General features: G+C 60.4%; 24 protein-coding genes. 16 read left to right on the forward strand and 8 right to left on the reverse strand.

From position 1 onward, the window contains the following. The first annotated feature begins 15 nt into the window (after positions 1-15). The 7 genes from obgE to modC all read left to right on the forward strand — a co-directional run bounded on the left by obgE (position 16) and on the right by modC (position 7386). Complete coding sequence (gene obgE / locus A6U86_RS10455) at positions 16-1113, forward strand: GTPase ObgE (RefSeq protein WP_068390237.1); 1098 nt, start codon at positions 16-18, stop codon at positions 1111-1113. Further along, positions 1110-2279: a glutamate 5-kinase gene (gene proB, locus A6U86_RS10460; RefSeq protein WP_068390240.1), complete on the forward strand. Its 1170-nt coding sequence runs from the start codon at positions 1110-1112 to the stop codon at positions 2277-2279. Before obgE ends, proB begins: the two co-directional genes overlap by 4 nt. Next, positions 2272-3555 (forward strand): glutamate-5-semialdehyde dehydrogenase, encoded by a 1284-nt coding sequence (locus A6U86_RS10465; RefSeq protein ID WP_068390536.1) that lies wholly within the window; start codon positions 2272-2274, stop codon positions 3553-3555. Before proB ends, A6U86_RS10465 begins: the two co-directional genes overlap by 8 nt. Before the next feature lie 37 nt (positions 3556-3592). After that, complete coding sequence (locus tag A6U86_RS10470) at positions 3593-4174, forward strand: nicotinate-nucleotide adenylyltransferase (protein WP_244509871.1); 582 nt, start codon at positions 3593-3595, stop codon at positions 4172-4174. A gap of 556 nt (positions 4175-4730) precedes the next feature. Continuing rightward, entirely contained in the window at positions 4731-5528 is a 798-nt protein-coding gene (gene modA, locus A6U86_RS10475) for a molybdate ABC transporter substrate-binding protein (protein WP_068390249.1), read from the forward strand. Positions 5529-5614: 86 nt separating this feature from the next. Continuing rightward, entirely contained in the window at positions 5615-6316 is a 702-nt protein-coding gene (gene modB / locus A6U86_RS10480; protein ID WP_068390538.1) for a molybdate ABC transporter permease subunit, read from the forward strand. Next, positions 6313-7386, forward strand: coding sequence for a molybdenum ABC transporter ATP-binding protein (modC, locus tag A6U86_RS10485; RefSeq protein ID WP_068390252.1), 1074 nt, complete (start codon positions 6313-6315; stop codon positions 7384-7386). The genes modB and modC overlap by 4 nt, the downstream gene beginning before the upstream one ends. A gap of 8 nt (positions 7387-7394) precedes the next feature. Here modC and A6U86_RS10490 read toward each other — a convergent pair whose 3' ends face one another. Beyond that, positions 7395-7778, reverse strand: coding sequence for a winged helix-turn-helix domain-containing protein (locus A6U86_RS10490; protein ID WP_068390255.1), 384 nt, complete (start codon positions 7776-7778; stop codon positions 7395-7397). A gap of 154 nt (positions 7779-7932) precedes the next feature. Between A6U86_RS10490 and A6U86_RS10495 the strand changes: the two genes are divergently transcribed. The 7 genes from A6U86_RS10495 (at position 7933) to A6U86_RS10525 (ending at position 14759) form a co-directional block, all read left to right on the forward strand. Next, complete coding sequence (locus tag A6U86_RS10495; RefSeq protein ID WP_068390541.1) at positions 7933-8232, forward strand: DUF1330 domain-containing protein; 300 nt, start codon at positions 7933-7935, stop codon at positions 8230-8232. A 158-nt stretch (positions 8233-8390) separates the two neighbouring features. Further along, positions 8391-8837 carry a ribosome silencing factor gene (gene rsfS / locus A6U86_RS10500; protein ID WP_068390257.1) on the forward strand — a complete coding sequence of 149 codons (447 nt, stop codon included), beginning with the start codon at positions 8391-8393 and terminating at the stop codon, positions 8835-8837. Positions 8838-9010: 173 nt separating this feature from the next. After that, positions 9011-9493, forward strand: a complete 483-nt coding sequence (rlmH, locus tag A6U86_RS10505) for a 23S rRNA (pseudouridine(1915)-N(3))-methyltransferase RlmH (RefSeq protein ID WP_068390544.1) — start codon at positions 9011-9013, stop codon at positions 9491-9493. A gap of 566 nt (positions 9494-10059) precedes the next feature. After that, complete coding sequence (locus A6U86_RS10510; protein ID WP_083196783.1) at positions 10060-11487, forward strand: murein hydrolase activator EnvC; 1428 nt, start codon at positions 10060-10062, stop codon at positions 11485-11487. After that, entirely contained in the window at positions 11477-12805 is a 1329-nt protein-coding gene (locus A6U86_RS10515; RefSeq protein WP_068390263.1) for a S41 family peptidase, read from the forward strand. The genes A6U86_RS10510 and A6U86_RS10515 overlap by 11 nt, the downstream gene beginning before the upstream one ends. A 213-nt stretch (positions 12806-13018) precedes the next feature. Further along, positions 13019-14203: a divergent polysaccharide deacetylase family protein gene (locus tag A6U86_RS10520; RefSeq protein WP_068390266.1), complete on the forward strand. Its 1185-nt coding sequence runs from the start codon at positions 13019-13021 to the stop codon at positions 14201-14203. A 16-nt stretch (positions 14204-14219) separates the two neighbouring features. After that, positions 14220-14759, forward strand: a complete 540-nt coding sequence (locus A6U86_RS10525; protein WP_068390269.1) for an RNA pyrophosphohydrolase — start codon at positions 14220-14222, stop codon at positions 14757-14759. Between the two features lie 45 nt (positions 14760-14804). On the opposite strand, the gene bfr is transcribed toward A6U86_RS10525, so the two are convergent. From bfr to A6U86_RS35820, 5 genes are all read right to left on the reverse strand, one after another. Continuing rightward, entirely contained in the window at positions 14805-15290 is a 486-nt protein-coding gene (gene bfr, locus A6U86_RS10530) for a bacterioferritin (RefSeq protein WP_068390272.1), read from the reverse strand. After that, on the reverse strand, positions 15256-15567 hold the full coding sequence (locus tag A6U86_RS10535; protein ID WP_068390274.1) for a (2Fe-2S)-binding protein: 312 nt from the start codon (positions 15565-15567) through the stop codon (positions 15256-15258). Before A6U86_RS10535 ends, bfr begins: the two co-directional genes overlap by 35 nt. A 140-nt stretch (positions 15568-15707) precedes the next feature. Next, positions 15708-19178, reverse strand: a complete 3471-nt coding sequence (locus tag A6U86_RS10540; RefSeq protein ID WP_068390277.1) for an error-prone DNA polymerase — start codon at positions 19176-19178, stop codon at positions 15708-15710. Beyond that, complete coding sequence (locus A6U86_RS10545) at positions 19175-20602, reverse strand: DNA polymerase Y family protein (protein ID WP_068390547.1); 1428 nt, start codon at positions 20600-20602, stop codon at positions 19175-19177. Before A6U86_RS10545 ends, A6U86_RS10540 begins: the two co-directional genes overlap by 4 nt. Before the next feature lie 40 nt (positions 20603-20642). Then, positions 20643-21593, reverse strand: a complete 951-nt coding sequence (locus tag A6U86_RS35820; protein WP_068390279.1) for a hypothetical protein — start codon at positions 21591-21593, stop codon at positions 20643-20645. A gap of 276 nt (positions 21594-21869) precedes the next feature. Between A6U86_RS35820 and A6U86_RS10555 the strand changes: the two genes are divergently transcribed. After that, positions 21870-22307, forward strand: coding sequence for a metallopeptidase family protein (locus A6U86_RS10555; RefSeq protein WP_034481264.1), 438 nt, complete (start codon positions 21870-21872; stop codon positions 22305-22307). Between the two features lie 468 nt (positions 22308-22775). Here A6U86_RS10555 and A6U86_RS10565 read toward each other — a convergent pair whose 3' ends face one another. After that, positions 22776-22982 (reverse strand): DUF1737 domain-containing protein, encoded by a 207-nt coding sequence (locus A6U86_RS10565; protein ID WP_068390286.1) that lies wholly within the window; start codon positions 22980-22982, stop codon positions 22776-22778. 27 nt (positions 22983-23009) lie between these two features. Beyond that, positions 23010-23930: a CoA ester lyase gene (locus A6U86_RS10570; protein ID WP_068390289.1), complete on the reverse strand. Its 921-nt coding sequence runs from the start codon at positions 23928-23930 to the stop codon at positions 23010-23012. A gap of 111 nt (positions 23931-24041) precedes the next feature. On the opposite strand from A6U86_RS10570, the gene A6U86_RS10575 reads away from it, so the two are divergent. Beyond that, the gene (locus A6U86_RS10575) at positions 24042-24272 is read left to right on the forward strand and encodes a hypothetical protein (RefSeq protein ID WP_037195680.1); all 231 of its coding nucleotides are present in this window, start codon (positions 24042-24044) and stop codon (positions 24270-24272) included. Positions 24273-24305 lie beyond the last annotated feature (33 nt).

Consider the following 24305-nt stretch of genomic DNA (forward strand, 5'->3'; position numbering starts at 1 on the left):
GGTGACGGACGTAAGATGAAATTTCTCGATGAAGCAAAAGTCTATATTCGCTCAGGCGACGGCGGCGCAGGCAGCGTCTCCTTCCGGCGCGAGAAATTCATCGAGTTCGGTGGACCGGATGGCGGCGATGGCGGCCGCGGCGGCGATGTCTGGGTCGAGGCCGTCAACGGTCTCAACACGCTGATCGACTTCCGCTATCAGCAGCATTTCAAGGCAACCATCGGCACGCATGGCATGGGCCGCAATCGCGCCGGCGCCAAGGGCGAAGACGTGACGCTGAAGGTGCCCGTGGGAACGCAGATCTTCGAGGAAGACGGCGAAACCCTGATCTGCGACATCACCCAGGAAGGCCAGCGCTTCCGCCTGGCGCCGGGCGGCAATGGCGGCTTCGGCAACGCCTATTTCAAATCCTCGGTCAATCAGGCGCCCGACTGGGCCAATCCCGGCCTGCCAGGCGAAGAAAAGACCATCTGGCTGCGGCTGAAGCTGATCGCCGATGCCGGTCTCGTCGGCCTGCCGAATGCCGGCAAATCGACGTTTCTGGCCTCCGTCAGCCGTGCCCGGCCGAAGATCGCCAACTATCCGTTCACGACGCTGCATCCCAATCTCGGCGTCGCCACCATCGATGGCCAGGAGTTCATCCTGGCCGATATTCCCGGCCTGATCGAAGGCGCGCATGAAGGCGTCGGCATCGGCGACCGCTTTCTCGGCCATGTCGAGCGCACGCGCGTGCTGCTGCATCTGGTCTCCGCCCAGGAAGAAAAGGTCGGTAAGGCCTACAAGACCGTCAAGCACGAACTTGAAGCCTATGGCAACAGCATTCCCGACAAGCCTGAAATCGTCGCGCTATCGCAGATCGACGTGGTGGACGAGGAAACGCTGAAGAAGAAGACGCGCGAGCTGGCGCGGGCCTGCGGCAAGACACCCTTCCAGATTTCGGCCATCACCGGCCGCGGCATGACCGAAGTGCTGCGCGCGCTGCGCGACGTCATCGTCGAAGCCAATGCGGGCGAGGCCGGCAGGCCGGCGAAGGCACCAAAGGTGCGCCATCGCGACCTGCAGACGTCCGACGATGCGGATGAGGATCACGAGGACGGGGATCAGCAGGGATGACCGCCCGCAAGCCGCTCGATCGCTACCGCCGCATCGTCATCAAGATCGGCTCTGCCCTTCTCGTCGATCGCAAGACCGGCTTGAAGAAATCCTGGCTCGACGGCATGTGCGCCGATATCGCCGCATTGAAGGCCAAGGGCATTGATGTTCTGGTCGTCTCCTCGGGCGCAATCGCGCTCGGGCGATCCGTGCTCGACCTGCCCTCCGGTGCGCTGAAGCTCGAGGAAAGCCAGGCGGCAGCAGCCGTCGGGCAGATTTCGCTCGCCCGCGCCTGGTCGGAAAGCCTGTCGCATGACGATATCGTCGCCGGCCAGATCCTGCTGACGCTTGGCGACACCGAAGAGCGCCGCCGCTACCTGAACGCCCGCGCCACGATCAACCAGCTCCTGAAAATCGGCGCCGTGCCTATTATCAACGAGAACGACACGGTCGCCACAAGCGAAATCCGCTATGGCGACAATGACCGCCTCGCCGCCCGCGTCGCCACCATGACCGGCGCCGACCTTCTGGTGCTGCTGTCTGACATCGATGGGCTTTACACCGCCCCGCCGCATCTCGATCCGCAGGCAAAATTTCTCGATACCATCGCGGAAGTCACGCCGGAAATCGAGGCCATGGCTGGCGGCGCCGCTTCCGAATTGTCGCGCGGCGGCATGCGCACCAAGATCGATGCCGGCAAGATCGCCACCGGCGCCGGCTGCGCCATGATCATCGCGTCAGGCAAGACCGATCGTCCGCTGAACTCAATTGAAAACGGTGCGCGCTCCTCCTGGTTCGCCCCTTCAGGCACGCCCGTGACCGCCCGCAAGACCTGGATTGCCGGGCAGCTGCAACCGGCCGGCGAACTGCATGTCGACGAGGGCGCGGTGACCGCGCTCGGCGCCGGCAAGAGCCTGCTGCCCGCCGGTGTGCGCAACGTCGTCGGCCATTTCGGCCGCGGCGACACGGTCGCCGTCATCGGCCCTACCGGCCGTGAAATCGCCCGGGGACTAGCTGGCTACGACGCCGAAGAGGCGCGCCAGATCACCGGCCGCAAATCGGCGGAGATCGAGGCCATCCTCGGCTATGCCGGCCGCGCCGCCATGGTGCATCGCGACGACCTCGTCATGACCGCTTCCGTCAAGACGAAGGCCGAGAAATTGAATAGGGATGAAGCCCATGCTTGATACTGTCGCACAAAGCCCCGACATCGATGCGCTGATGAACGATATCGGCCGCAAGGCCCGGGCTGCGTCGCGACCGTTGGCCTTCGCTTCGACAGAGAGCAAGAACAAGGCGCTTGCCGCCATGGCGGACGCCATTCTCGCTCGCAAGGACCATATCCTCGCCGAAAATGCCAAGGACCTGAAAGACGTGGAAGGCACCGATATGCTCGCCTCCTTCGTCGATCGCCTGACGCTGAACGACAAGCGCGTCGCTGAGATGGCCGAAGGTATCCGCGCCATCGCCGCGCTGGCCGATCCGGTCGGTGAAGCGATTGCCGCCTGGGATCGCCCGAACGGGTTGAAGATCGAGCGCGTCCGTACGCCGCTCGGCGTCATCGGCGTTATCTTCGAAAGTCGGCCGAACGTGACGGCCGATGCCGGCGCGCTGTGCCTGAAGGCCGGCAATGCCGTTATCCTGCGTTGCGGCAGCGATTCGCGCCGCTCATCGCAGGCGATCCATGAATGCCTGGTCGAAGGGCTGAAGGCAGCTGGCCTGCCGGAATACGCCATTCAACTCGTGCCCGTCAGTGACCGCGCCGCCGTTGGCGCCATGTTGCGCGGGCTCGAAGGCAATATCGACGTCATCGTGCCGCGCGGCGGCAAGAGCCTGGTTGGCCGCGTGCAGACCGAGGCGCGCGTGCCGGTCTTTGCCCATCTCGAAGGTATTTGCCACATCTACATCGATGCTTCGGCCGATCTGGACATGGCAAAATCCATCGTCGTCAACGCCAAGATGCGCCGCACAGGCGTCTGCGGTGCTGCGGAAACTTTGCTGGTTGACAAGAAGGTCGCCTCCACGCACCTGAAGCCGTTGCTCGACGGGCTTGCCGCGGCGGGCTGCGAAATCCGGGGTTCGGCTGACGTACTCAGCCTTGAGCCGGACCTCAAGGCTGCAACGGAAGAGGACTGGACGACGGAGTATCTGGCGGCAATCATTTCTGTTGCCCTCGTCGACGGCATTTCCGGCGCGATCGATCATATCGGCAAATATTCGTCCAACCATACCGAGGCCGTCATCGCCGAGGATCCCCAGGTCGTCGAACGCTTTTTCACCGAAATCGATTCGGCGATCCTGCTGCACAATGCCTCGACGCAATTTGCCGATGGCGGCGAATTCGGAATGGGCGCGGAAATCGGTATCGCCACCGGCAAGATGCACGCCCGCGGCCCTGTCGGCGTCGAGCAGCTGACATCCTTCAAATATCGCGTGCGCGGCGCCGGACAGATACGGCCCTGACGTGCTGAAAGAAGAAATCGATCAACGCTATCTGCGCATGCCCCATGCCGAGCGCGGCATGGTGGTCGGTCTTTTCGGCGGCTCGTTCAATCCGCCACATCGCGGCCACGCGCTAGTGGCCGAGATCGCCATTCGCCGGCTCGGCCTCGATCAACTCTGGTGGATGGTGACGCCGGGTAATCCGCTAAAGAACCATAATCACCTTGCGCCGCTGGCCGAACGTGTTGCGCTCAGCGAAATGGTCGCCCGTGATCCGCGTATCAAGGTGACGGCGTTCGAACAGACGCTTGGGCTGAGCTACACGGCAAACACGCTGGCGCATATAAAGGCGCGCAACACCCGGGTGCATTTCATCTGGATCATGGGTGCCGACAGCCTCAATACGTTCCATCGCTGGCAAAAATGGCAGGAGATCGCTCGTACCTTCCCCATCGCCGTCATCGACCGGCCGGGATCGACGTTGTCCTACCTCTCCGCCAAGATGGCAAAGACGTTTCATTATGCCCGCGTCGACGAGGATGACGCCCGCGTGCTCTGGAAGAGACAGGCGCCAGCCTGGACATTCATCCACGGACCAAGGTCGACACTTAGCTCGACAGCCTTGCGCGCAGCACAATAAGCAACGGAATTTTTGGGAAGGTTTAAAAATGAAAAGCCCGACGGGGGAGGAGGATCCGTCGGGCTTTAATCCTGATCAGCAACTGGGAGGAGGATAGTTGCTGATCCATATCTAGCGGCATTGGGAGGAGGAGATCGCCGCTTCGATGCTTATGTTTTAGCAGATTCCGCCGCATAATAAATCGTCGATTGCGCAATGCAGCAATGCATTTGGTACATGGCTTTAAAAATTTTCTGCCCAAAAAACGCTTCTTTTACAAATCGCGGGCCGAGCGAAGCGCATTCTCATGATCGAGCCATCCGCCAGATATCGCGATAACCCACGGTTCGTAACGTTACGTGTTGTTTCGTGAGCGTTCGCCAACCCGCTGGGCGAATCTAGTCATGCGTTTTTGCGGCATCTAAGCGCCTGCATATGCGCCGCAGAATAGAAAACCCATAAAATTCGTGGGGTTACACATTCATGACACGATATATTTTTCCGAACACATCCCTAGCCAAGTTTCGCCTGTCGTTATATCTCTCGAAACATGACGACATCTTTGGGGAGAAATAAGATGGCTACGAATAGACGCCGATGGATCAAACTTGCAACCGCTGCCGTATCAGTCGCTTGGCTCGGCCTGTCGGTCATCCCGACGCCGGCGCTCGCCGCCGACAAGATCGTGGTTTTTGCCGCCGCCAGCATGAAGAACGCGCTCGACAATGCCGATGCCGCCTTCACCAAGGAAACCGGCAAGGAGGTCACCGTCTCCTATGCCGCGAGCGGACCGCTTGCAAAACAGCTTGAAAACGGTGCACCCGCCGACCTCTTCATTTCCGCCGACACCAACTGGATGGACTATGTCGCCGGCAAGAAGCTGATCAAGGACGACAGCCGGGTGAACCTCCTCGGCAACAAGCTCGTTCTGGTCGCCGCCAAGGACAAGGCGAAGCCCGTCGACATCAAGCATGGCTTCGATCTGGCAGCCCTTCTCGGCGATGGCCGCCTGGCGATCGGCCAGCCGGAATCGGTGCCGGCAGGCAAATACGGCAAGACGGCGCTGGAAAAGCTGGGCGTCTGGGCTTCCGTTGAAAAGAAGGTCGCCGGCGCTGAAAGCGTGCGCGCAGCACTCGCGCTCGTATCGCGTGGCGAAGCCCCCTACGGCATCGTCTACCAGACCGACGTCTCGGCCGATCCGGGCGTTGCTGTGGTCGGCACCTTCCCGGCAGACAGCCACCCGCCGATCGTCTACCCGATCGCCATCACCGCCAGCAGCAAGAACCCCGACGTCCAGGCCTATTTCGACTATCTGAAATCGGCTAAGGCTGTTCCCTTCTTCGAGCATGAGGGCTTCACGATCCTGAAGCAGTGAGTGTCACCACCGCAATTCAGGCATGACAGTTCAACCATCAGGCTCGCCGACCCATGGCGGGCCTGAGATGTTTCAAGGGGCGGGATTTGGACGCATTGGGTTTGAGCAGCGACGAATGGACGGCGATCGAGCTGAGCCTGCGCGTTTCCATTGTCGCCATGCTGGTCAGCCTTCCCTTCGGCATCACAGCCGCCTATCTGCTGGCGCGCGGCCGCTTCTGGGGCAAATCCATCCTCAATGGCGTCATCCATCTGCCGCTGATCCTGCCGCCTGTCGTCACCGGCTTCATCCTTCTCATTCTCTTCGGCCGCAAGGGGCCGATCGGTTCGTTGCTCGACCAATATCTCGGCCTCGTCTTTTCCTTCCGTTGGACGGGTGCGGCCCTTGCCTGCGGCGTCATGGGCTTTCCTCTGATGGTCCGCAGCATCCGTCTGTCGATCGAAGCCGTCGACCGCAAGCTGGAGGAAGCCGCCGGTACACTCGGCGCCAACCCGGCATGGACCTTCCTGACGGTGACCCTGCCGCTGATCCTGCCCGGCGTCATCGCCGGGATGATCCTGTCCTTTGCCAAGGCCATGGGCGAATTCGGCGCCACCGTCACCTTCGTCTCCAACATTCCCGGCGAGACCCAGACCCTGTCTTCGGCCATCTATACCTTCACCCAGGTTCCGGGTGGCGATGCCGGTGCGATGCGGCTGACAATCGTCGCCGTCATCATTTCCATGGCCGCCCTGCTCGCCTCGGAATTTCTCGCCTATCTCGCCGGCCGGAGGGTGGATTTCGAATGACCCTCTCCGTCGATATCCGCCATCGCCTCGGCGCCTTCTCGCTTGAGGCCGCGTTTACCTCCGAGGGCGGGGTGACGGCCCTTTTCGGCCGCTCGGGCTCGGGCAAGACCTCAATCATTCGCATCATCGCCGGGCTGATCCGGCCTGACCATGGCCACATCAGCCTTGATGGCACCGTGCTGGCCGACACCAACGGAAAGGTTTTCGTTCCACGCCACCGCCGGCGCTTCGGCTATGTCTTCCAGGAGGCCCGCCTTTTCCCGCATCTCTCGGTGCGGCAGAACCTCAATTATGGCCGCTGGTTCGCGCCCAGAGGCGAGCGCAGCGAGAGCTTTGACGGCGTGGTCGATCTTCTCGGCATCGGCCCACTGCTCGACCGCAGGCCGACCAAACTCTCCGGCGGCGAGAAGCAGCGCGTCGCGATCGGCCGGGCACTCCTGTCGTCGCCGCGACTGCTATTGATGGACGAACCGCTGGCGGCACTCGATGAGGCCCGGAAGGCCGAGATCCTGCCCTATCTCGAACGGCTGCGCGACGAGACGAAGATACCGATCATCTATGTCAGCCACTCGATCGCCGAAGTGGCGCGGCTGGCGAACCGCGTCGTCGTCATGCGCGATGGCAAGGTGGAGACGATCGGCGCCGCCACCGACATCTTCAGCCAGCTTTCCGGCCCGCTGGCGGCCGACCGGCGCGAGGCGGGCGTACTGCTGGAAGGCCGTGTCGAGGACATCGACACCAGGCATAATTTGACCGTCGTGGCCTTGAAGGCAGCAAGGCTCTTCGTGCCCGGCCAGGCGGCCGCCGTTGGCAAGACGGTGCGTGTCCATATCCCCGCCCGCGACGTCATGCTGGCAACCGCAAGGCCCGAGGGCCTGAGCGCGCTGAATATCCTTGAAGGCGCAGTGCGCGATATCGCCATGATGGCGGATGGAACGGCCGAAGTGAAAGTCGATTGCGGCGGCGACGTGGTATTTGCGCGCATCACGCAATTCTCCGCCGAGCGGCTGGACCTGCGAGTTGGCCTGCCGGTCCACGCGATCATAAAAACCGTGGCGCTCGAACAATAAAGGCTGGATCAGGGCTTCTCGGCCGAAGCATCGTCCGTGCTGCGATTGGCTTCGAGCCAGTCCAGATCGTCGGCTATGGCGGCGCGCAAGGTCGTCTCCATGCCGCGAAAGCGCCGCAGCAATTCCTCGCCGAAAGGCGTCAGCGCCGCGCCGCCGCCCTTCTGGCCGCCACGCTGCGATTCGACAGCCGGCTCCCGGAACATATGGTTCAATTCGCTGATGAGCAGCCACGCCCGGCGATAGGACATGTCCATGGCGCGGCCGGCAGCGGAGATCGAGCCCGTCTCCCGAATATGCTCGAGAAGCTCCATCTTGCCGCGCCCAAGCCGGTCCTGCCCCGAAAAATGGATGCGAAGGATGGGCTTTAGCGATGGCTGCGGAGTGTCGGTCATGGCATCTGGGATGTTGGATCTACTTTTCTATACGCGGCCTTCGCGCGCCTGTACATGGGACGCAGATGACCTATCTGACATGAAGAATCACGCACATCGGCGCCCGAAACAATGGCGATGCGAGATCGTGCTGATAGTATAGATGGGAAAAGCCATGCCGGCCTATATCATCTCCGACGTCACGGTCAGGGACGACGAAGCATTCCAGATCTATAGAAGCCGCGCCGCCGCCTCCATAGCCCATTATGGCGGCCGCTATCTCGTTCGCGGCGGCAAGGTGGAGCAATTGGAAGGCGAATGGTTGCGGCGGGCAATCATCATCGTCGAGTTTCCCGACATCGAGCAGGCGCGGATCTGGTATCGCTCGCCGGAATATGCCCTTGCCCTTAAGGTTCGCGATCAGGCCCTCAGCCGCAACCTCATTCTTGTCGACGGAGTGAGCCCGGAAGGCTGATTTTTGGCTTTCGGTGCGAATATTCTCCATATCTGGTGCGAAAGCGCCCCATTCAGACACAAATCCTTGTCTTTGCGGCCTGTAGAACGTCGCCTGCGTCTTGAAACCTTTATGCTTTGATGCCTATCTTTATGGTGTGATCGACTCAGATCGCATATGTGCCTGTTCTGTTACTCAAGGAAGGAAGAGCACTGACAACAGTACACGCCAAGGGGAGAGCGCCTGTCGTTATCCCGAAGAGCTCGGAACGTGGCGTCGATGCCGCTGCCCGCGCCCTGCAAGCCGTCCTCGTCAGCCTCGAGGACTCCAAGGCCGAAAATATCGTCACCATCGACATTGCTGGCAAGTCTGCGCTCGGAGACCATATGGTCGTCGTCTCCGGTCGATCGAGCCGCCATGTCTTGGCGATTGCCGACCATCTCATGACCGATCTCAAGGACGAGGGCTTCGGCAATGCCCGCGTCGAGGGTCTGGATGGCGGTGACTGGGTGTTGATCGACACCGGCGACATCATCATTCATGTCTTCCGTCCCGAGATCCGCGAGTTCTACAACATCGAAAAGATGTGGGCAGCACCCGATCTCGACGAAGGCACGCTGCACTAGCCGAGCAACACGCATTTCCGGGAAAAGTGCACAGCGGTTTTCCGTCCGGAATGCGAAAATGCTCAAAAGGCGCCGTTCCCGGCCCCGGCTGGCAGCTCTCAATGGCCGGACATGACCGTCCGGCAAGGGTTTTGTTTTGTGCCGCCATCATGGCGGATATGCTTGGAGCGGGAATGCGAATAGGTCTTTTTGCGGTGGGGCGGTTGAAAACCGGCCCTGAAAAGGACCTTGCGGCCCGCTATCTCGACCGCTTTGCCAAAGCCGGGCCGGCTATCGGCCTGGAACTGGCCCGCATGACCGAAGTTGCCGAAAGCCGCGCATCCAACGGCGAGACCCGCAAGCGTGAAGAAGCCGGACTGCTGCAAAAGACGCATCCGGAAGGCGGCGTCCTCATCCTTCTCGACGAACGTGGCAAGGCTCTGGACAGCGAAGCCTTTGCCGCCATGCTTGGCACATTCCGCGATCAGGGCAAGCGCGACCTGACGATCGCCATCGGCGGTGCTGACGGCCTCGACCCGTCCCTTTACGACAAAGCCGACATGACCATATGCCTCGGCAAATTGACCTGGCCGCACCAGCTCGTGCGCATTCTCATCGCCGAACAGCTCTATCGCGCCGTCACCATCCTGTCCGGGCACCCCTACCACCGGGTGTGAATTTATACGACCAGCCGAGAGGCTCGCGGAGACGAATATTCTCCCTCCAACCAAACGAATATTCGTGCACTTTTGGCGACTACCTCGGATGATTGTGGCTGATTACTTTCTTTGTATTTTTGCAGACAGAACAAACGCCAACTCGACGATTGAAAGCCTGATAATGACTGAGCTCGCGAGTCTTATGATTGGCGTGTTGTCGAATTGACAAGTTCAGCTCTCGCGTAATGCAGTCATCACAAATCGGCTGCGACGATTTCATCTTTATGAGATCACTTACCTTTTCCAGTACGGTCATGATTTCCCTACATTATTTTGATGCGCACATGAACTTTAATATTATAATATTCTTATTCACTCAATCGATAGCCAGCGTGAACTCGAAGCCAAGCCCAAAAACAGTTTGGCTTCCTGGCTTTTTGCGTTAACGAAACGCTCACACAGGCGTGTTTTGATTCCCGCCTTAAAAATGATGATGCTTCCCAGGTGATCGCGGCAAATCGGCTTGTTTTCACGCGATCTGAAGGGACCAGGCCCGAACCGACTGGATGAGAAAACCCTCGCCCATGCTTTCCCGCCTTCTGCTGCCAGCCTTGGCGGCGTGCCTTGGCGTGGGCGTCTATGTGGCAGTCCCTTTTTCGGCGACGGACGTGGCGCAGGCGCAGGAGGCCGACAGCGTCGCCCCGACAGCCCCTGACGATAGGGCGCCAGCGACATCGGCTCAACAGCCACCCGACCCGGCCGCCGAGCTCGCCCGCAAGCGCGACGAAACCCGCGCCGAACTCGAAACGCTGTCGAAGACGATCAACCTTTCCTCCGACAAGACCAAAGAGCTGGAAGACAGCATCGCCGCGCTCGACAAGAGCAGCGCCAGCCTGCGCCAGGCGCTGATCGACAGCGCCGCCCGCCGCAAGGATCTGGACCGCAAGATCCAGCAGAGCGAAAAGACGCTGACGGATCTCGCCGTCAAGGAAGACAAGATCCGCGCCTCCCTGCATGATCGCCGCGCTTTGCTCGCCGAGGTTCTCGGGGCATTGGAACGCATGGGCCGCAATCCGCCGCCGGCGCTGCTGGTGACGCCGGATGACGCGCTCGCCTCGGTGCGCAGCGCCATCCTGCTCGGGGCCGTCGTGCCCGGGATGCGCAAGGAGACGGACAAGCTCATTGCCGACCTGACGGATCTGAGCAAGCTGCATGCCGATGCCGCCGCCGAAAAGGCGAGCCTCACCACCACCATGACCAACAGCATGGAGGAAGAGCGGCGCATGGACCTGCTGGTCGCCGAGAACGACAAGCACAGCAAGGAAAATGCCACCCAGCTCGAGGCTGAGCGCAAGCGCGCCGAGGAACTGGCGGGCCAGGCAACCAGCCTGGAAGGCCTCGTCGCTTCGCTGGAAAGCCAGATCGGTTCGGTCCGCGATGCCGCCGCTGCCGCGCGTGCGGCAGAGGCCCGCAGGGGGCAGCTGACCGACCAGCAGCGCGAGCAGGCAAAGGCCCTTGCCGAGAACGGCGTGCCCGATAAAAACCGCATTACGCCCGCATATGCCTTCTCCGACCTTAAACAGAAGTTGGAGCTGCCTGTGGCGGGCGATATTCTCCGCCAGTTCGGCGACGACGACGGCACCGGCCACACGGCAATGGGATTGACCGTTGCAACGGGTCCGGATGCGCTCGTCACGGCTCCCGCCGATGGCACGGTTGTCTACGCCGGCGCGTTTCGCAGCTACGGCCAGATGATCATCCTGGACACGGGCGACGGCTACCACATGGTGCTGTCGGGAATGGACGCGATAAAGACGCGTCCGGGCAGATTTGTCTTCGCCGGCGAGCCGCTGGCCACGATGGGCCAAAAAAGAGTCGCGAGCGCGACCGCATTGGCGCTGGAAACGGATCGGCCAACGCTTTACATTGAATTCCGAAAAGATGGAAAGCCGGTCGATTCTCGACCCTGGTGGACCTCTAAAGACACTGGAAAGGCACGCAATGATACGTAGGGCTTCTCTTGTTCTCGTTGGCGCATTGATGGGTGCGACCGCGATGGGCGTTATCTACTCGGCGGTGGCGCCGGCGGAAGCCGCGGGTACTTCCACTTACAAGGAGTTGTCGATTTTCGGCGATGTCTTTGAACGCGTGCGCGCCCAGTATGTGACGCCGCCACAGGAAGACAAGCTGATCGAAGCCGCCATCAACGGCATGCTGACCTCGCTTGACCCGCATTCGAGCTATATGAATGCCAAGGATGCGGAAGACATGCGCACCCAGACCAAGGGTGAATTCGGCGGTCTCGGCATCGAAGTCACGATGGACAACGATCTCGTCAAGGTCATCACGCCGATCGACGACACGCCTGCTGCCAAGGCCGGCGTTCTTGCCGGCGACTATATCACTGCCATCGACGGCCAGTCCGTACGTGGCCTGAAGCTGGAAGACGCCGTCGAGAAGATGCGCGGCCCGGTCAAGACGCCGATCAAGCTGACGCTGCTGCGCAAGGGCGCCGACAAGCCGATCGAGCTCACCATCGTTCGTGACGTGATCGCGGTTGCCGCCATCAAGTCCCGCGAGGAAGGCGGCGATGTCGGCTATATCCGCATCATCTCCTTCACCGAAAAGACCACGCCTGATCTTGAAGCCGCGATCGCCAAGATCAAGAAGGATATCCCGGCCGACAAGCTGAAGGGCTATGTCTTCGACCTGCGCCTCAACCCGGGCGGCCTGCTCGACCAGGCGATCAACGTTGCCGACGATGTGCTTGAGCGCGGCGAAATCGTGTCGACCCGTGGCCGCAACCCGGATGAGACCCGCCGCTTCAACGCCACTCCGGGCGACCTGACGGATGGCAAGCCGATCATCGTGCTCATCAATGGCGGTTCGGCTTCGGCTTCGGAAATCGTCGCGGGCGCCCTGCAGGATCTGCGTCGCGCCACCGTGCTCGGCACCCAGTCCTTCGGCAAGGGCTCGGTCCAGACGATCATACCGCTGGGTGACGGCAATGGCGCGCTCCGCCTGACGACGGCGCTCTATTACACGCCGTCGGGCCGCTCGATCCAGGGCATCGGCATTACGCCTGACGTCAAGGTCGACCAGCCGCTGCCGGATGACCTGAAGGGCAAGCTGACGACTGAGGGCGAATCCAGCCTTCCGGGCCACATCAAGGGCCAGAGCGAAACCGACAAGGGCTCCGGCTCCTCGGCCTACGTGCCGCCGGATCCGAAGGACGACATCCAGCTCAACTACGCGCTCGACTTGCTGCGCGGCGCCAAGACGGATCCGTCCTTCCCGCCAAACCCGGAAAAAGCGGTTTCCTCCAAGTAAGGAAATGGCGCCGGGCTGGAAACAGACCCGGCGCTTTCAATAGGGGGAGCGGGACAGGAATTATCGTCCCGCTTTCCTCGGCCGAATGAATGCGGCCTTGTTCGAAACCTGTTTCGTCAGTTTTGACAGTTTAAGTCTGCGCTATCTTTTTCGCTTCGATGAGAGCGGGATGCCTGGAGCCAGCACAGTTTCCCGCTTGGGTGGATGAGAACTTTGGGAACGGATTTGCATGCACCGCTGGGACAGAACCGCAGGCCCGGCCGCCAGCGGAGACTTCCGCCTTTCGGGCGCATTCTTGGTGGCCTCTGCCTGATCGCGATCGCCGGCTTTTCCCTCTATTCGGCGCTGTTGCGCGACGACCTCAGGAAAACCCAACCGACCGAAACGGCGAAGAAGGAAGACCCTGCCCCGCCGGACGAGACGAAGCCGACGGCAAGCAGCCAGGGGGGCCTGACACAGGTCGATCCGCAATCAGGCGCCAACACCTCACGTGTGGTCACCGATGACGGTTCCGTCGTCACCATGTTCAGCCCGAGCAATCGCGACGGCAATGGGCCTGTCCTGATCAATGCCAATCAGGTCGGCCAGGATCCCCGCATGGCGGCAACGCCGAACGACAGCCTGCTCGAGGATTCGCCCTTCGGCAAATTGCCGATCACCGGGCCGAACGGCCTGAGGCCGATGGATCAATATGCCAGACCCTGGTCCGGCGCCCGCGGCACCCGCATCGCCATCGTCGTCAGCGGTCTCGGCCTCAGTCAGACCGGCACGCAGCGCGCCATCGAGAAGCTTCCGGAAGAGATAACGCTTGCCTTCGCAGCCAGCGGCAACAGCCTGCAGCGCTGGATGCAGGATGCGCGTCGCGGCGGCCACGAAATCTTGATTCAGGTTCCGTTTGAACCCTTCGACTATCCGGGCAACAATCCCGGTCCCGACACGCTTCTGACCTCGCTATCCGCCGCCAGGAATATCGACAACCTGCACAAGGCGATGGGCAAGATCACCAATTATACCGGCGTCATGAACTATCTCGGCGGCCGGTTCCTGTCGAATGCCGGCGCCATGGAGCCGGTGTTGCGTGATGTCGGCAAGCGCGGCCTGCTTTTCCTCGATGACGGTTCGTCAGCCCAATCCAAGTCCGGAACCCTCGCCAAGACGCTGGAAGTGCCGCATGCCTTTGCTGATGTGCAGCTTGATGGAGAATTGCAGCAGGATGCCATCCTGAAGAAGCTCGACGAGCTAGAGCGCATTGCCCGCCGCAATGGCTCGGCAATCGGAGTTGCCTCCGCCTTCGACGAAAGCGTCGACGCCATCAGCAAATGGAGCGAGGAAGCCGCCATGCGCGGCATCGAAATCGTCGCGGTCTCGGCGCTGGCCGAAGACCCCAAGCATCCATGATCCCCTGGAGAAGAAGATGAGCAAGCCCCACGCGCCCGTGCGAGCCGAAGACCTGCCCTACCGTCCCTGCGTCGGCATCATGGTGCTGAACCGCGATGGCCTCGTTTGGGCCGGCAAACGCATTCCGATCGGCAATTCCGAATATGACGGCTCGCCGCAGCTCTGGCAAATGCCGCAGGGTGGCATTGATGAGGGCGAGGACCCGCTGAAAGCCGCCTATCGCGAGCTCTATGAGGAGACGGGCATGAAAACCGTGACCCTACTGGCGGAAGCAAAGGACTGGATCAACTACGACCTGCCGCCGCAGCTGATCGGCATCGGCCTCAAGGGGAAATACCGCGGCCAGACGCAGCGCTGGTTTGCCTTCCGCTTTGACGGCGACGAGAGCGAAATCGCCATCAACCCGCCGCCGGGCGGCCATGAGCCGGAATTCGATGCCTGGGAATGGAAGCCTATGGCAGTGCTGCCCGAGCTGATCGTCGCCTTCAAGCGGCCGGTCTACGAAAAGGTCGTTGCCGAGTTCGAGCATCTCGCCGGCCTGAAGGCCGAGGATTAAACGAGGAAATCCGGCCACCGACAGGTGGCCGGATCCATATAACGATTATTCTGCGGAATCGGCAGAATCGGCGTTGAGCTGGCCGTATTTGGCTTCGCCGATCTTTCCGAGCAGCTCCAGCTGAGTTTCCAGGAAGTCGATATGACCTTCCTCGTCGATCAGCAGCTGTTCGAACAGCTTCATCGACACATAGTCGCCGGCATCATGACAGATGTCGCGGGACTTCTTGTAGGCCGTGCGGGCGTCATATTCGCCGGCAAGATCTGCCTCCAGCACTTCCTTGACATTCTGGCCGATACGCAGAGGCGCAAGCGTCTGCAGGTTCGGATGTCCTTCTAGGAAAATGATGCGGGCTACGAGACGGTCGGCGTGCTGCATCTCTTCGATGGACTCAGCGCGTTCCTTCTTGGCGAGCTTAGTATAGCCCCAATCCTCGAGAAGCCGGTAGTGAACCCAATATTGATTGACTGCGCCAAGCTCGAGAAACAGCGCCTCGTTAAGCCGCTCGATGACTTTTTTGTCGCCTTTCAATGTCCGCTCTCCTGTTGTCTTCATGAAATTTTTTCAGGCGGGACATGAAATCAAATATTTCGGCTTCCGTCGAGTGGCGACGGGCATGATAATCTTCGGTTGTCTGTATAATGATATCAACGACATTCGGGAAACAGCCGCAGCAACGGCCGCGCTTTTCCATGGCGTGATAGACCTTGGCGGGGACGATGAGCTGCCAACAGTCCTGATCCAGGAACTCGTTGATGACGTCCCGGATTTCCTTGTCGGTGATATAATTACAGCTACAAACCAGCATTCTTCGCTCAGTCCGTCAAACATGACATCTGCTGTCTTGTTATCTGCTAAAGAAGACGCTCTTTGTCAAGAAAGAAACGACTCATTTTTATCGGCGGGCGAAGCGGGCGGCACAGCCATGCCGCCGCAAAGCCCTGGATCTCAATGGAAATTGCGGCCTCTGGGCATGACATTTGCCGTTTCGGCGATATCGCTGCGTCCTTCCGTCGCTGGACCGGTATTGCGCGTCAGCAGATCCGCTGAGACGTGCCTCTTCCTTTGCCTGTGATCCATGGTCGGCCGCAGCACCTCGTCCGCCCGGTCGCTGACGCCGAAACGCCGCGCCTCACGTTGCAGGATACCCAGCGCCGAGGTCATGTCTTCGATGTAGTCGACCACCACATGAATGACGCCGCTTTCGCTCTGCAGACGGCCGCGAATCTTGACCAGCCGCGCGCCCATGACGATGGCGCGATATTTGTCGAATATTTTCGGCCAGACGATCGCATTGGAGACGCCGGTCTCGTCCTCCAGCGTCATGAAGATCACTCCGTTGGCCGAACCCGGCCGTTGGCGCACCAGCACCAGACCCGCGATCGTTACCATCCGTCCATTCGCCACATTGGGCAAATCCCGGTTCGGCACGATACCGATATTGGCGAAATCGGCGCGCAGGAACGAAACCGGATGGGCCTTCAGGGATAGCGACAGATAACGATAATCCTCGATGACCTGCTCACCAGGCAGCATCTCGGGCAGGGTAACGGCCGGCTCGACCTGCAAGTCTGCGTGATTGCCGAGATCGAACAGGGGAAGCTTTTCGGCAGCACTGCCGGCATCGAGCGCCCGCACCGCCCAGAGCGCCTCACGCCGGCTCAAACCCATGGAGCCGAAGGCATCGGCATCCGCCAGTCGCTCGATCTGCGACTTGCCAAGCCCGGAACGCAGCCAGAGATCGCGCACGGATTGATAACCGTCGCCCCGGCGCGCGACCAACTGCTCCATTTCATCTCCAGACAGGCCTTTGACCTGCCGGAAACCGAGACGGACGGCACGGCTCGTCCTGATATCGTCTCGCATCGTCGCATGGCGCGGCTCGATCGCGTTCTTGTCGAAGCGCGCTTCCTCCAGCAGGCAATCCCACTGGGAATGATTGACATCCACCGGCCGCACCTCGACGCCATGCTCGCGCGCATCGCGCACCAGCTGCGCCGGCGCATAAAAGCCCATCGGCTGGGCGTTGAGGATCGCCGCACAGAAGACATCGGGATAGTAGGTCTTCAGCCAGGAGGAGGCATAGACGAGAAGAGCAAAGGACGCCGCGTGGCTTTCAGGGAAGCCGTATTCGCCGAAACCTTCAATCTGGCTGAAACAGCGCTCGGCAAAGTCTTGAGGGTAACCGTTCGCAACCATGCCTGAAACCATGTCCTGCTTGAATTCGTCCACCTTTCCCGTACGTTTGAACGTCGCCATGGATCGGCGTAGCCGATCGGCCTTGGCGGGCGAAAATCCAGCCGCAGTAATGGCGATCTGCATCGCCTGTTCCTGAAATAGAGGCACTCCCAACGTTCTTTCTAGGACCGCTTTCAATTCCGGACGGTGGTATTCGATCGGTCGATTCTGAAGAACGTCATCCCGTCGTTTGAGATAGGGATGCACCATATTACCCTGGATGGGACCGGGCCGGACGATCGCCACCTCGATAACCAGATCATAGAATCTGCGGGGTTTAAGACGCGGCAACATGCTCATCTGCGCCCGGCTTTCGATCTGGAAGACGCCGATCGTATCGGCGCGGCAAATCATGTCATAGACCGGTACGCGGTCGGGATATTCGCCACTCCCGAGATCGGCAAGTTCCTTCTTCACGTCGTAATGCAGCAGCAGCAGGTCGAAGGCCTTGGCGAGACAGGTCAGCATGCCGAGCGCCAGCACGTCGATCTTCAATATATTGAGATTGTCGAGATCGTCCTTGTTCCATTCGATCATGTAGCGATCGTCCATCGCCGTATGCATGATCGGCACCACTTCATCCAGCCGATCCCGCGTAATGACGAAGCCGCCGACATGCTGCGTCAGATGCCGAGGAAACCCCATCAGTGTAGAGGCATAGGACAGCACGTTCTTGGTCGTCTTGTCGGTGAGATCGAGGCCGGCGAGCTTTGCTTCCCGATCGGACAGCTCCTCGGTCGACCAGCCCCAGACGCCGCTCGCAAGGGCAGACTGCACATCCTCCGACATGCCGAAGGCTTTCGCCACTTCGCGGCCGGCCGAGCGTGCTCGGTAACTGGTGACCGCCGCCGTCAGCCCCGCATGCTCCTTATAGTAATGCCTGTAGATGAACTGGATAACCTCTTCGCGCTTCTCATGCTCGAAATCGACATCGATATCCGGTGGCTCCTCGCGTTCCGTGGAGATGAAGCGCTCGAACAAGAGGGTCGTGATTTCCGGATTGACTTCGGTAATCCGGAGACAATAACAGACCGTCGAATTGGCGGCAGAACCGCGCCCCTGGCACAGGATATTCTGACTGCGGGCATATTCCATGATGCGATGCACCGTCAGGAAATAGGGCTCATATTGCCGCTCTCGAATAAGAACGAGCTCATGATCGATCTGTTTGGCGACCTTTTCGGGGATTCCATTGGGATAGCGCCAGTTCGCACCCTCCCGCGTCAACCGCTCCAGCGTTTCCGAAACGGTCTCTCCCTCAGTGCTTTCATCGGGATAATTATGCTTCAGCTCGTCCAGCGAAAAAGAAAGCCGGCTAAAGAACTTCTGCGTATTGGCGAGGGCCTTCGGATAATCCTTGAAGAGGCGACCCATCTCGGCAGCATCCTTCAAATAACGTTCGGCATTCGCCGCCAGCTTGAAGCCGGCCTCGGCGATCGGGACATGCTCGCGGATCGAAACGACAATATCGGCAAGCGGCTTGCGTTCGGTTGCGTGGTAGAGCGGCTGGTTGCTGGCGATCAGCCGCACGCCGTTTCGAATCGCGATGATGGAGAGCGTGGCAAAAACCAGCCGGTCCCGACCGTCATAGGCCGGCGACAGGACCATATGAAACTTCCTGCCAAAGCGCATCCATAGCCGCTTGAGGCATTGTTCCAGCCTTGCCTGGCCTTCCGTCGTCTCCACGCTGTCAGCATCGGGAACGAGCGCCAGCATCATCTCGTCGCCCCATTCCATGAGGTCGCTTTCGTTGAGGATGCAAACGCCCTTTTCACCGCGCAGATTGCCCGCGCTCAACAGACGACAAAGATGGGCCCAGCCCTTGCGGTTCTGCGGATAGGCAAGAATGTCGGGCGTGCCGTCCGAAAAGACCAGGCGGGCGCCGGGCTGGAAAGGGACCGGCTTCAGGAGCGGCTTTTCGGGCTTTCCTTTGGCTCGACGTTCAATGTTTTCCTCGGGGGTCCTCTTATATTCCTCCCAGAGAACCTTGGTATGCGCATGCGCCTTGACCACGCCGGCAACCGAATTACGATCGGCAATTCCAAATCCGGAAAGCTTAAGAAGAGCAGCCTGTATCACCATCTCCTCCGGATGCGAGGCACCTTCGAGAAAGGAAAAATTCGTTCTTACCCCAATCTCGAAGAAGGGCGCCGGTTCGTGAAAGCTCGGATGCGCGCTCATGCGAAGACCCCATGCATGTACCAGTCCGGCGGCGTTGCGGTCTGGCCGTAGAGGCCCTTGCGGAACAGCCAGAAACGATGTCCCTCTTCGTCCTCGATCTGGAAATAATCGCGGGCAGGTTCTTCCTTTTCCTCGACCCACCATTCCGCCGAAAGCCGCTCCGGCCCTTCGGCCCGGCTGACCCGATGCATGACGCGCCGCCAGCGGAACTGCCGGGGAGGACCGTCAGGCACTTCGGCGGCAACGGTTTCGACCAGTTCCGGCATACGGAACAGCCGCAACGGCCGTTCGCCCCTGAAAAAGCCGCGGCCGGCATATTCTCTGCCTGTCCGCCGGCGAGCCGCGAGGATTTGCATGGCCGGCACCGGCCGGGCGGCCCGTTCGGGAATATGGCTTTCCCTGAGCTCGAAACCCTGCAGGCAATCCGGGCCCAGCCGCGCCGCAACCCGGTCGACGAAGGCGGCAAGTGACGTACCTTGCCGGTCCTCTCCGACGAAATCGCCCTGCAGCGCATCGAAGGGAGCGTGCTGCAGCACATTGAGACGGACAATCTCGAAACCATATCCCGCATCGATATCGTCATGAATGGCGGTGAAGCGCTCGTTAAACAGGCTGGCGATCCGGCCCGGCTCCCGCAGCGGCTGCGATGCTCCGGCGGCGATACGGAAGACCGCTCCATCCACCCTGAACAGCAAAAGCTCGAAGGAGCGGCCGCCGACGCCACGCGCCTCCAGCCCCGGCTTCAGCGTTTCGGCAAGCATATGGGCGAGCTGCAGAATATCGGCTTCCGCCTGCACCGGCTCGGCAAGCCGGCGCTCGGCGGATAGTTGCGCCACCGGCCGGCGTGGCGAAATCGGCTCCTCGATGAGACCGACAGCCTGATCGAGCCGCAACAGCACCTGTGCGCCGAAGCGACGGGCAAGCGGCGCCCGTGGCGCCGCCAGGAGATCGCCCACCTGCTTCAGGCCCATCTTCTGCAAGGCGGCAACGGTCTCCTCGCCAAGCCGCAGCGACGCCACCGGCAGCGGCGCCAGCGCCTCCTCCATGGCTTCAGGGGGAACGATGCGGCTCTCTTCGAAGCGGGCAACCGCCCAGGAGAGGCCCGGCGCGGAGGAAATCGCGCCGCGCACGTCGAGCCCGAGCCGGGAAATCCGGATCAATATATCCTCGAGCAGCGCCTCTTCGCCGCCGAAGAGATGGGCGCAGCCGGTAATATCGAGAAAGAGGCCATCCTTGCCGTCGATTGCCACCAGTGGCGTATAGCGATCGCACCAGTCGGCGATCGCCTCCAGCAGCTTGCGATCCGCCACAAGATCTTCCTCGATGACATCGAGGGTAGGGCAGATCGCCCGGGCCTCCGCCACGCCCTGGCCGCGCTTCAGGCCGATCATCTCCGCCCGCTCGTTGAGCGCGGTCAGCCGCATGGCATTGTTCAGCCTGCCGGCACAGACGAGCGGCGGCGTTTCAAGCCTGCCTGTCGAACGCCAGGACAGGCCCCAGCGCTTGCGCGCGATGCGGTCGGTCGGCAGATGCGGAAAGGTCAGCGCCAGAATGCGCTGCGTGTTCGCCGGGAAGGGCAGGGTGCTGAGCATCGGAGACAGGGGCAAAGCGGCGGTCATGGGCATTCCACTCCAGGGTTATGGAAAGAGGCGCGGGGTTGCGGCTCTTTTCCAAGGTCAGACGAAAGGCCGGATGACCGATGCTGCCGCCAAGCACCGATCCGTCCGGCAGGGGCCGCGCCTGCGCCGGCGCGGGTTCGACGGAAAAGCGGAAGAGGGCGCTGCTCGCTTCCTCTTCGCCTCCCTGCCGCAATAAAAACAGGGGCCGGCCTGCCGCCTTGGCCCTGAGCGCCAGTCGCCGGCTTTCCGTCAGCCCGAAACGCGCGGGATTGCCGCGCACTTCCAGGATGACGACCGCAAAGGCCGCGCTGGCAAGCGCTGCTTCCGCCAGCCAGAGCGCTTCCTCCAGCTTGCGCGGAGATGCCTGCAGGAAGCCGGCCGGCTCCAGTCCGAAATCCATGATCCCGATGGCATAGGGCAGGCCCGCCTCCATCGCGGCGACCGTATCGCCGATCCAGAGAACCGGGGATATGGCCGCATCCGTGCCGGCGGCTTGCGCATGAAGCCGCGCGGCAAGAGCAAGGGTAAAGCCGCTGGCCGCGCCCGCATCACGCAGGCCCAGCGAGCGGATTTCCGTCAATGCATCCAGCGGCACGCCACCCTGCATCGCGTCATCGAGGTCCTCGACCCCGACCGCAAGCAAGGATTGGGCAGCCCCCGCCGAACCGGGCCTTGGCTTCTCCGCCAGCGTCTCATGCGCCGCCGCGGCCAGCGCCGGTATCGGCCTGCCTTCCAGTCGGGCAATGGTTTCACGCAGGGCAAAAAGCATTTTCCCCGCCACGGCGGCCTCGGCCATGACGTTCACTCCAGATTGATAATGTTCCTGTTATGTTCTTATGGATTCCAGAGGTCGGAAAAAGAGTCAACACCAATTTATAAGAAAATATTCCTGTGCGCAGAGCCGAATGATTGGAGTCTATTCAAGCTGAAATCTGAATCCGCCCTAAAATCAAACAGGTAGGCCATGGTGCCGTCCGAAAGCCGTTCAAAGACTTTTCGGCATCATGCCCCAATCCGCTCTCGTAAAAGCTGCGCAAAGTCTCTATATGACCAGCTAAGGAAGGAAGCATTCATGGCTCGCATTGACCAGAGCGAGGATTGGCGGGACCGCCACGCGCCCTCAATCAGCACATTTGAATCTCTGGCTATGGAGGCTTACAGCCACTTGCCGGATGAATTCCGCTCGCTCACCGGCAACCTCATCATCCTCATCGAAGATTTTCCCGATGACGATGTCTTCGAGGATATGGCGCTGGAAACGCCCTTCGACCTGCTCGGCCTTTTCGAGGGTCGCGGCATATCGGAGCGCTTCACCGCCCAGACAGGCGAAATGCCGAACAAGATCCGCCTCTACCGCCGGCCGATCATAGATTACTGGGCGGAAAACGAGGAAACTCTCGGCGATATCATCACCCATGTCCTGATCCATGAGATCGGCCATCATTTCGGCCTGAGCGACGAGGATATGGAACGCATCGAGGCGAGCGCCGAGGAAGCAACGGATCGGTGAGGCATTCACGCCTGTAACGAATTACTCGCTTCAGATCTGGATATGATCGCTGCTATAGACCCCAAAAGAAATGAAGGGTTTGTCACTGTCATCGAGAGCAATTCTACGATGCCTCTATGGCAAAACTCGCACATAAGAACTTCATCTCTCCATAAGTATCTAAATCGAACACCTTAAATCGAGTGTGCTCGAAAAATGGTGATCTGCAAGGCTCTATCTCGATAGAGATTCCCCATAGGGAATTTAAATCTCCCATTTTCAATTCTGTGCAGCCATCAAAGTAATATTTTAGCGCCCTATCGGAACGAAGGTCATTCGCGCGCATCTCAAAATAAATATTTGAACCGTACGTAGGGTCCTGAAGATTCCTAGCGATCCTGAAGTCGACGATAGTCCTGTATTCCATTGGTTTCAGAGAATGAAACAGGCTAATATCACCCGATATTATCACTCTCCTCGACCTTCCTATTATTGCTCGGAAAGCTTCATCTCCGGATCGTAATCCTTGCCGGCGACTTCCTTGACGACGGCCTGGCCGCATTCCATCCGGCCGCTCCCGGCATTGAAGGCATAGGTCGGCGAGCCCGAGAGCTCCCAGCCCTTGTTCAGCGCTGCCGATACCTTGTGGCAGAAAGAAGCGTCATCGGGGCCGGTGAGGAAGCGGTAGAGTTTCATCAAAGCGTCTTTCGTAAATATAAGCCCTCACCCTGAGCTTGTCGAAGGGCGATGGCGCTGCGTGATCAGGCGAGCTTTATGGACGAGTCTTTTCGCCTGGACAAGATGCAGCCGTTCCATCATCCGTCCGCCGAGGTTCACGACATTGAGATCGGCGGCACCCGGTTCGGCAAAGGCTGATATGATCGCCTCAGCCTCGGCAACAGCCGCTTCATCCGGACCAAAATGCCGGTTGGCGGCCTCGATCTGGCTCGGATGAATCAGCATCTTGCCGGAAAAGCCCATGGTGATGCCCTGGGCGCATTCGGCGTCGAGCGCGTCCATATCCTTGAAATCGTTGAAAACGCTGTCGATGGCCTCAAGCCCATAGGCACTGACGGCCAACACCACCTGCATCAGCCAGGGCACGAGATAGGCGCGGCCCGGCTGCGGCAGCACTCCCGTCTCCTTTCTGAGATCGTTGAGGCCGACGACGAAGCAATCGAGCCTGCTGCCCGACGTACGCCCGGCCTCGGCGATCGAAGCGGCATTCAGGATGCCGCGCGGGGTCTCGATCATCGCCCAGATGCGCAAGTTTTCCGGCGCGTCGGCCTCCGCAAGCCTGTCACTGACAAGCATCACGTCCTGCGGCTCGTCCACCTTGGGCAGCAGCACCGCATCCGGCTCCAGCTCCACGACCAGCGCCAGATCCTCGGCGCCGAAATTGGAGGAAAGCGCATTGATGCGGATGATCCGCTCCTTGGCCGATAGCGGAGACGAGGCGAAGAACGCCCGCAAATTCTCCCGCGCCTCGGCCTTCTTTTCCGGCGAAACCGAATCTTCGAGATCGAAGATGACAGCATCGCAATCAAGGCTGGCAAGCTTTTCCAGAGCGCGGCGGTTGATGGCGGGGACACTCAGGACCGAACGGCGCAGGCGGGCGGGGCGGGAAGAAGAGGATTGGCTCATAGCGCCGTTTTGCCGCGCTTTTAATCTCCAGGCAAGTCAACAAAAAGCCACGCTCCTCTTGCAGATGAAAAGGAACAGGCCCACATTGCTGTAAGTAGAGAGGTCTCGACCATGCAGAATATCCGTTCCCTGTTCATCGCGCTTGCCGGTATCACCGTGTTTGCAGCCATGGCGCTGTTTACCGTTTCGCTGACGCTTGCCGTCGGCGGTATCCTGACCGTGCTTATGGCAGCCCGTGCGATTTCGCTTCGCATGAAGCCGGCACCGGTGCGCGCCAAGACGAACAGCCAGCGCGAAATGCGCATCTGGAACGACGGTCGCGGCACGATCATCGATCTCTGACGTCGAACACAGGGCAGCGGCAGCCTGTTTGCA

This window comes from Rhizobium sp. AC27/96 (genome assembly GCF_001692325.1).
Classification (GTDB): domain Bacteria; phylum Pseudomonadota; class Alphaproteobacteria; order Rhizobiales; family Rhizobiaceae; genus Rhizobium.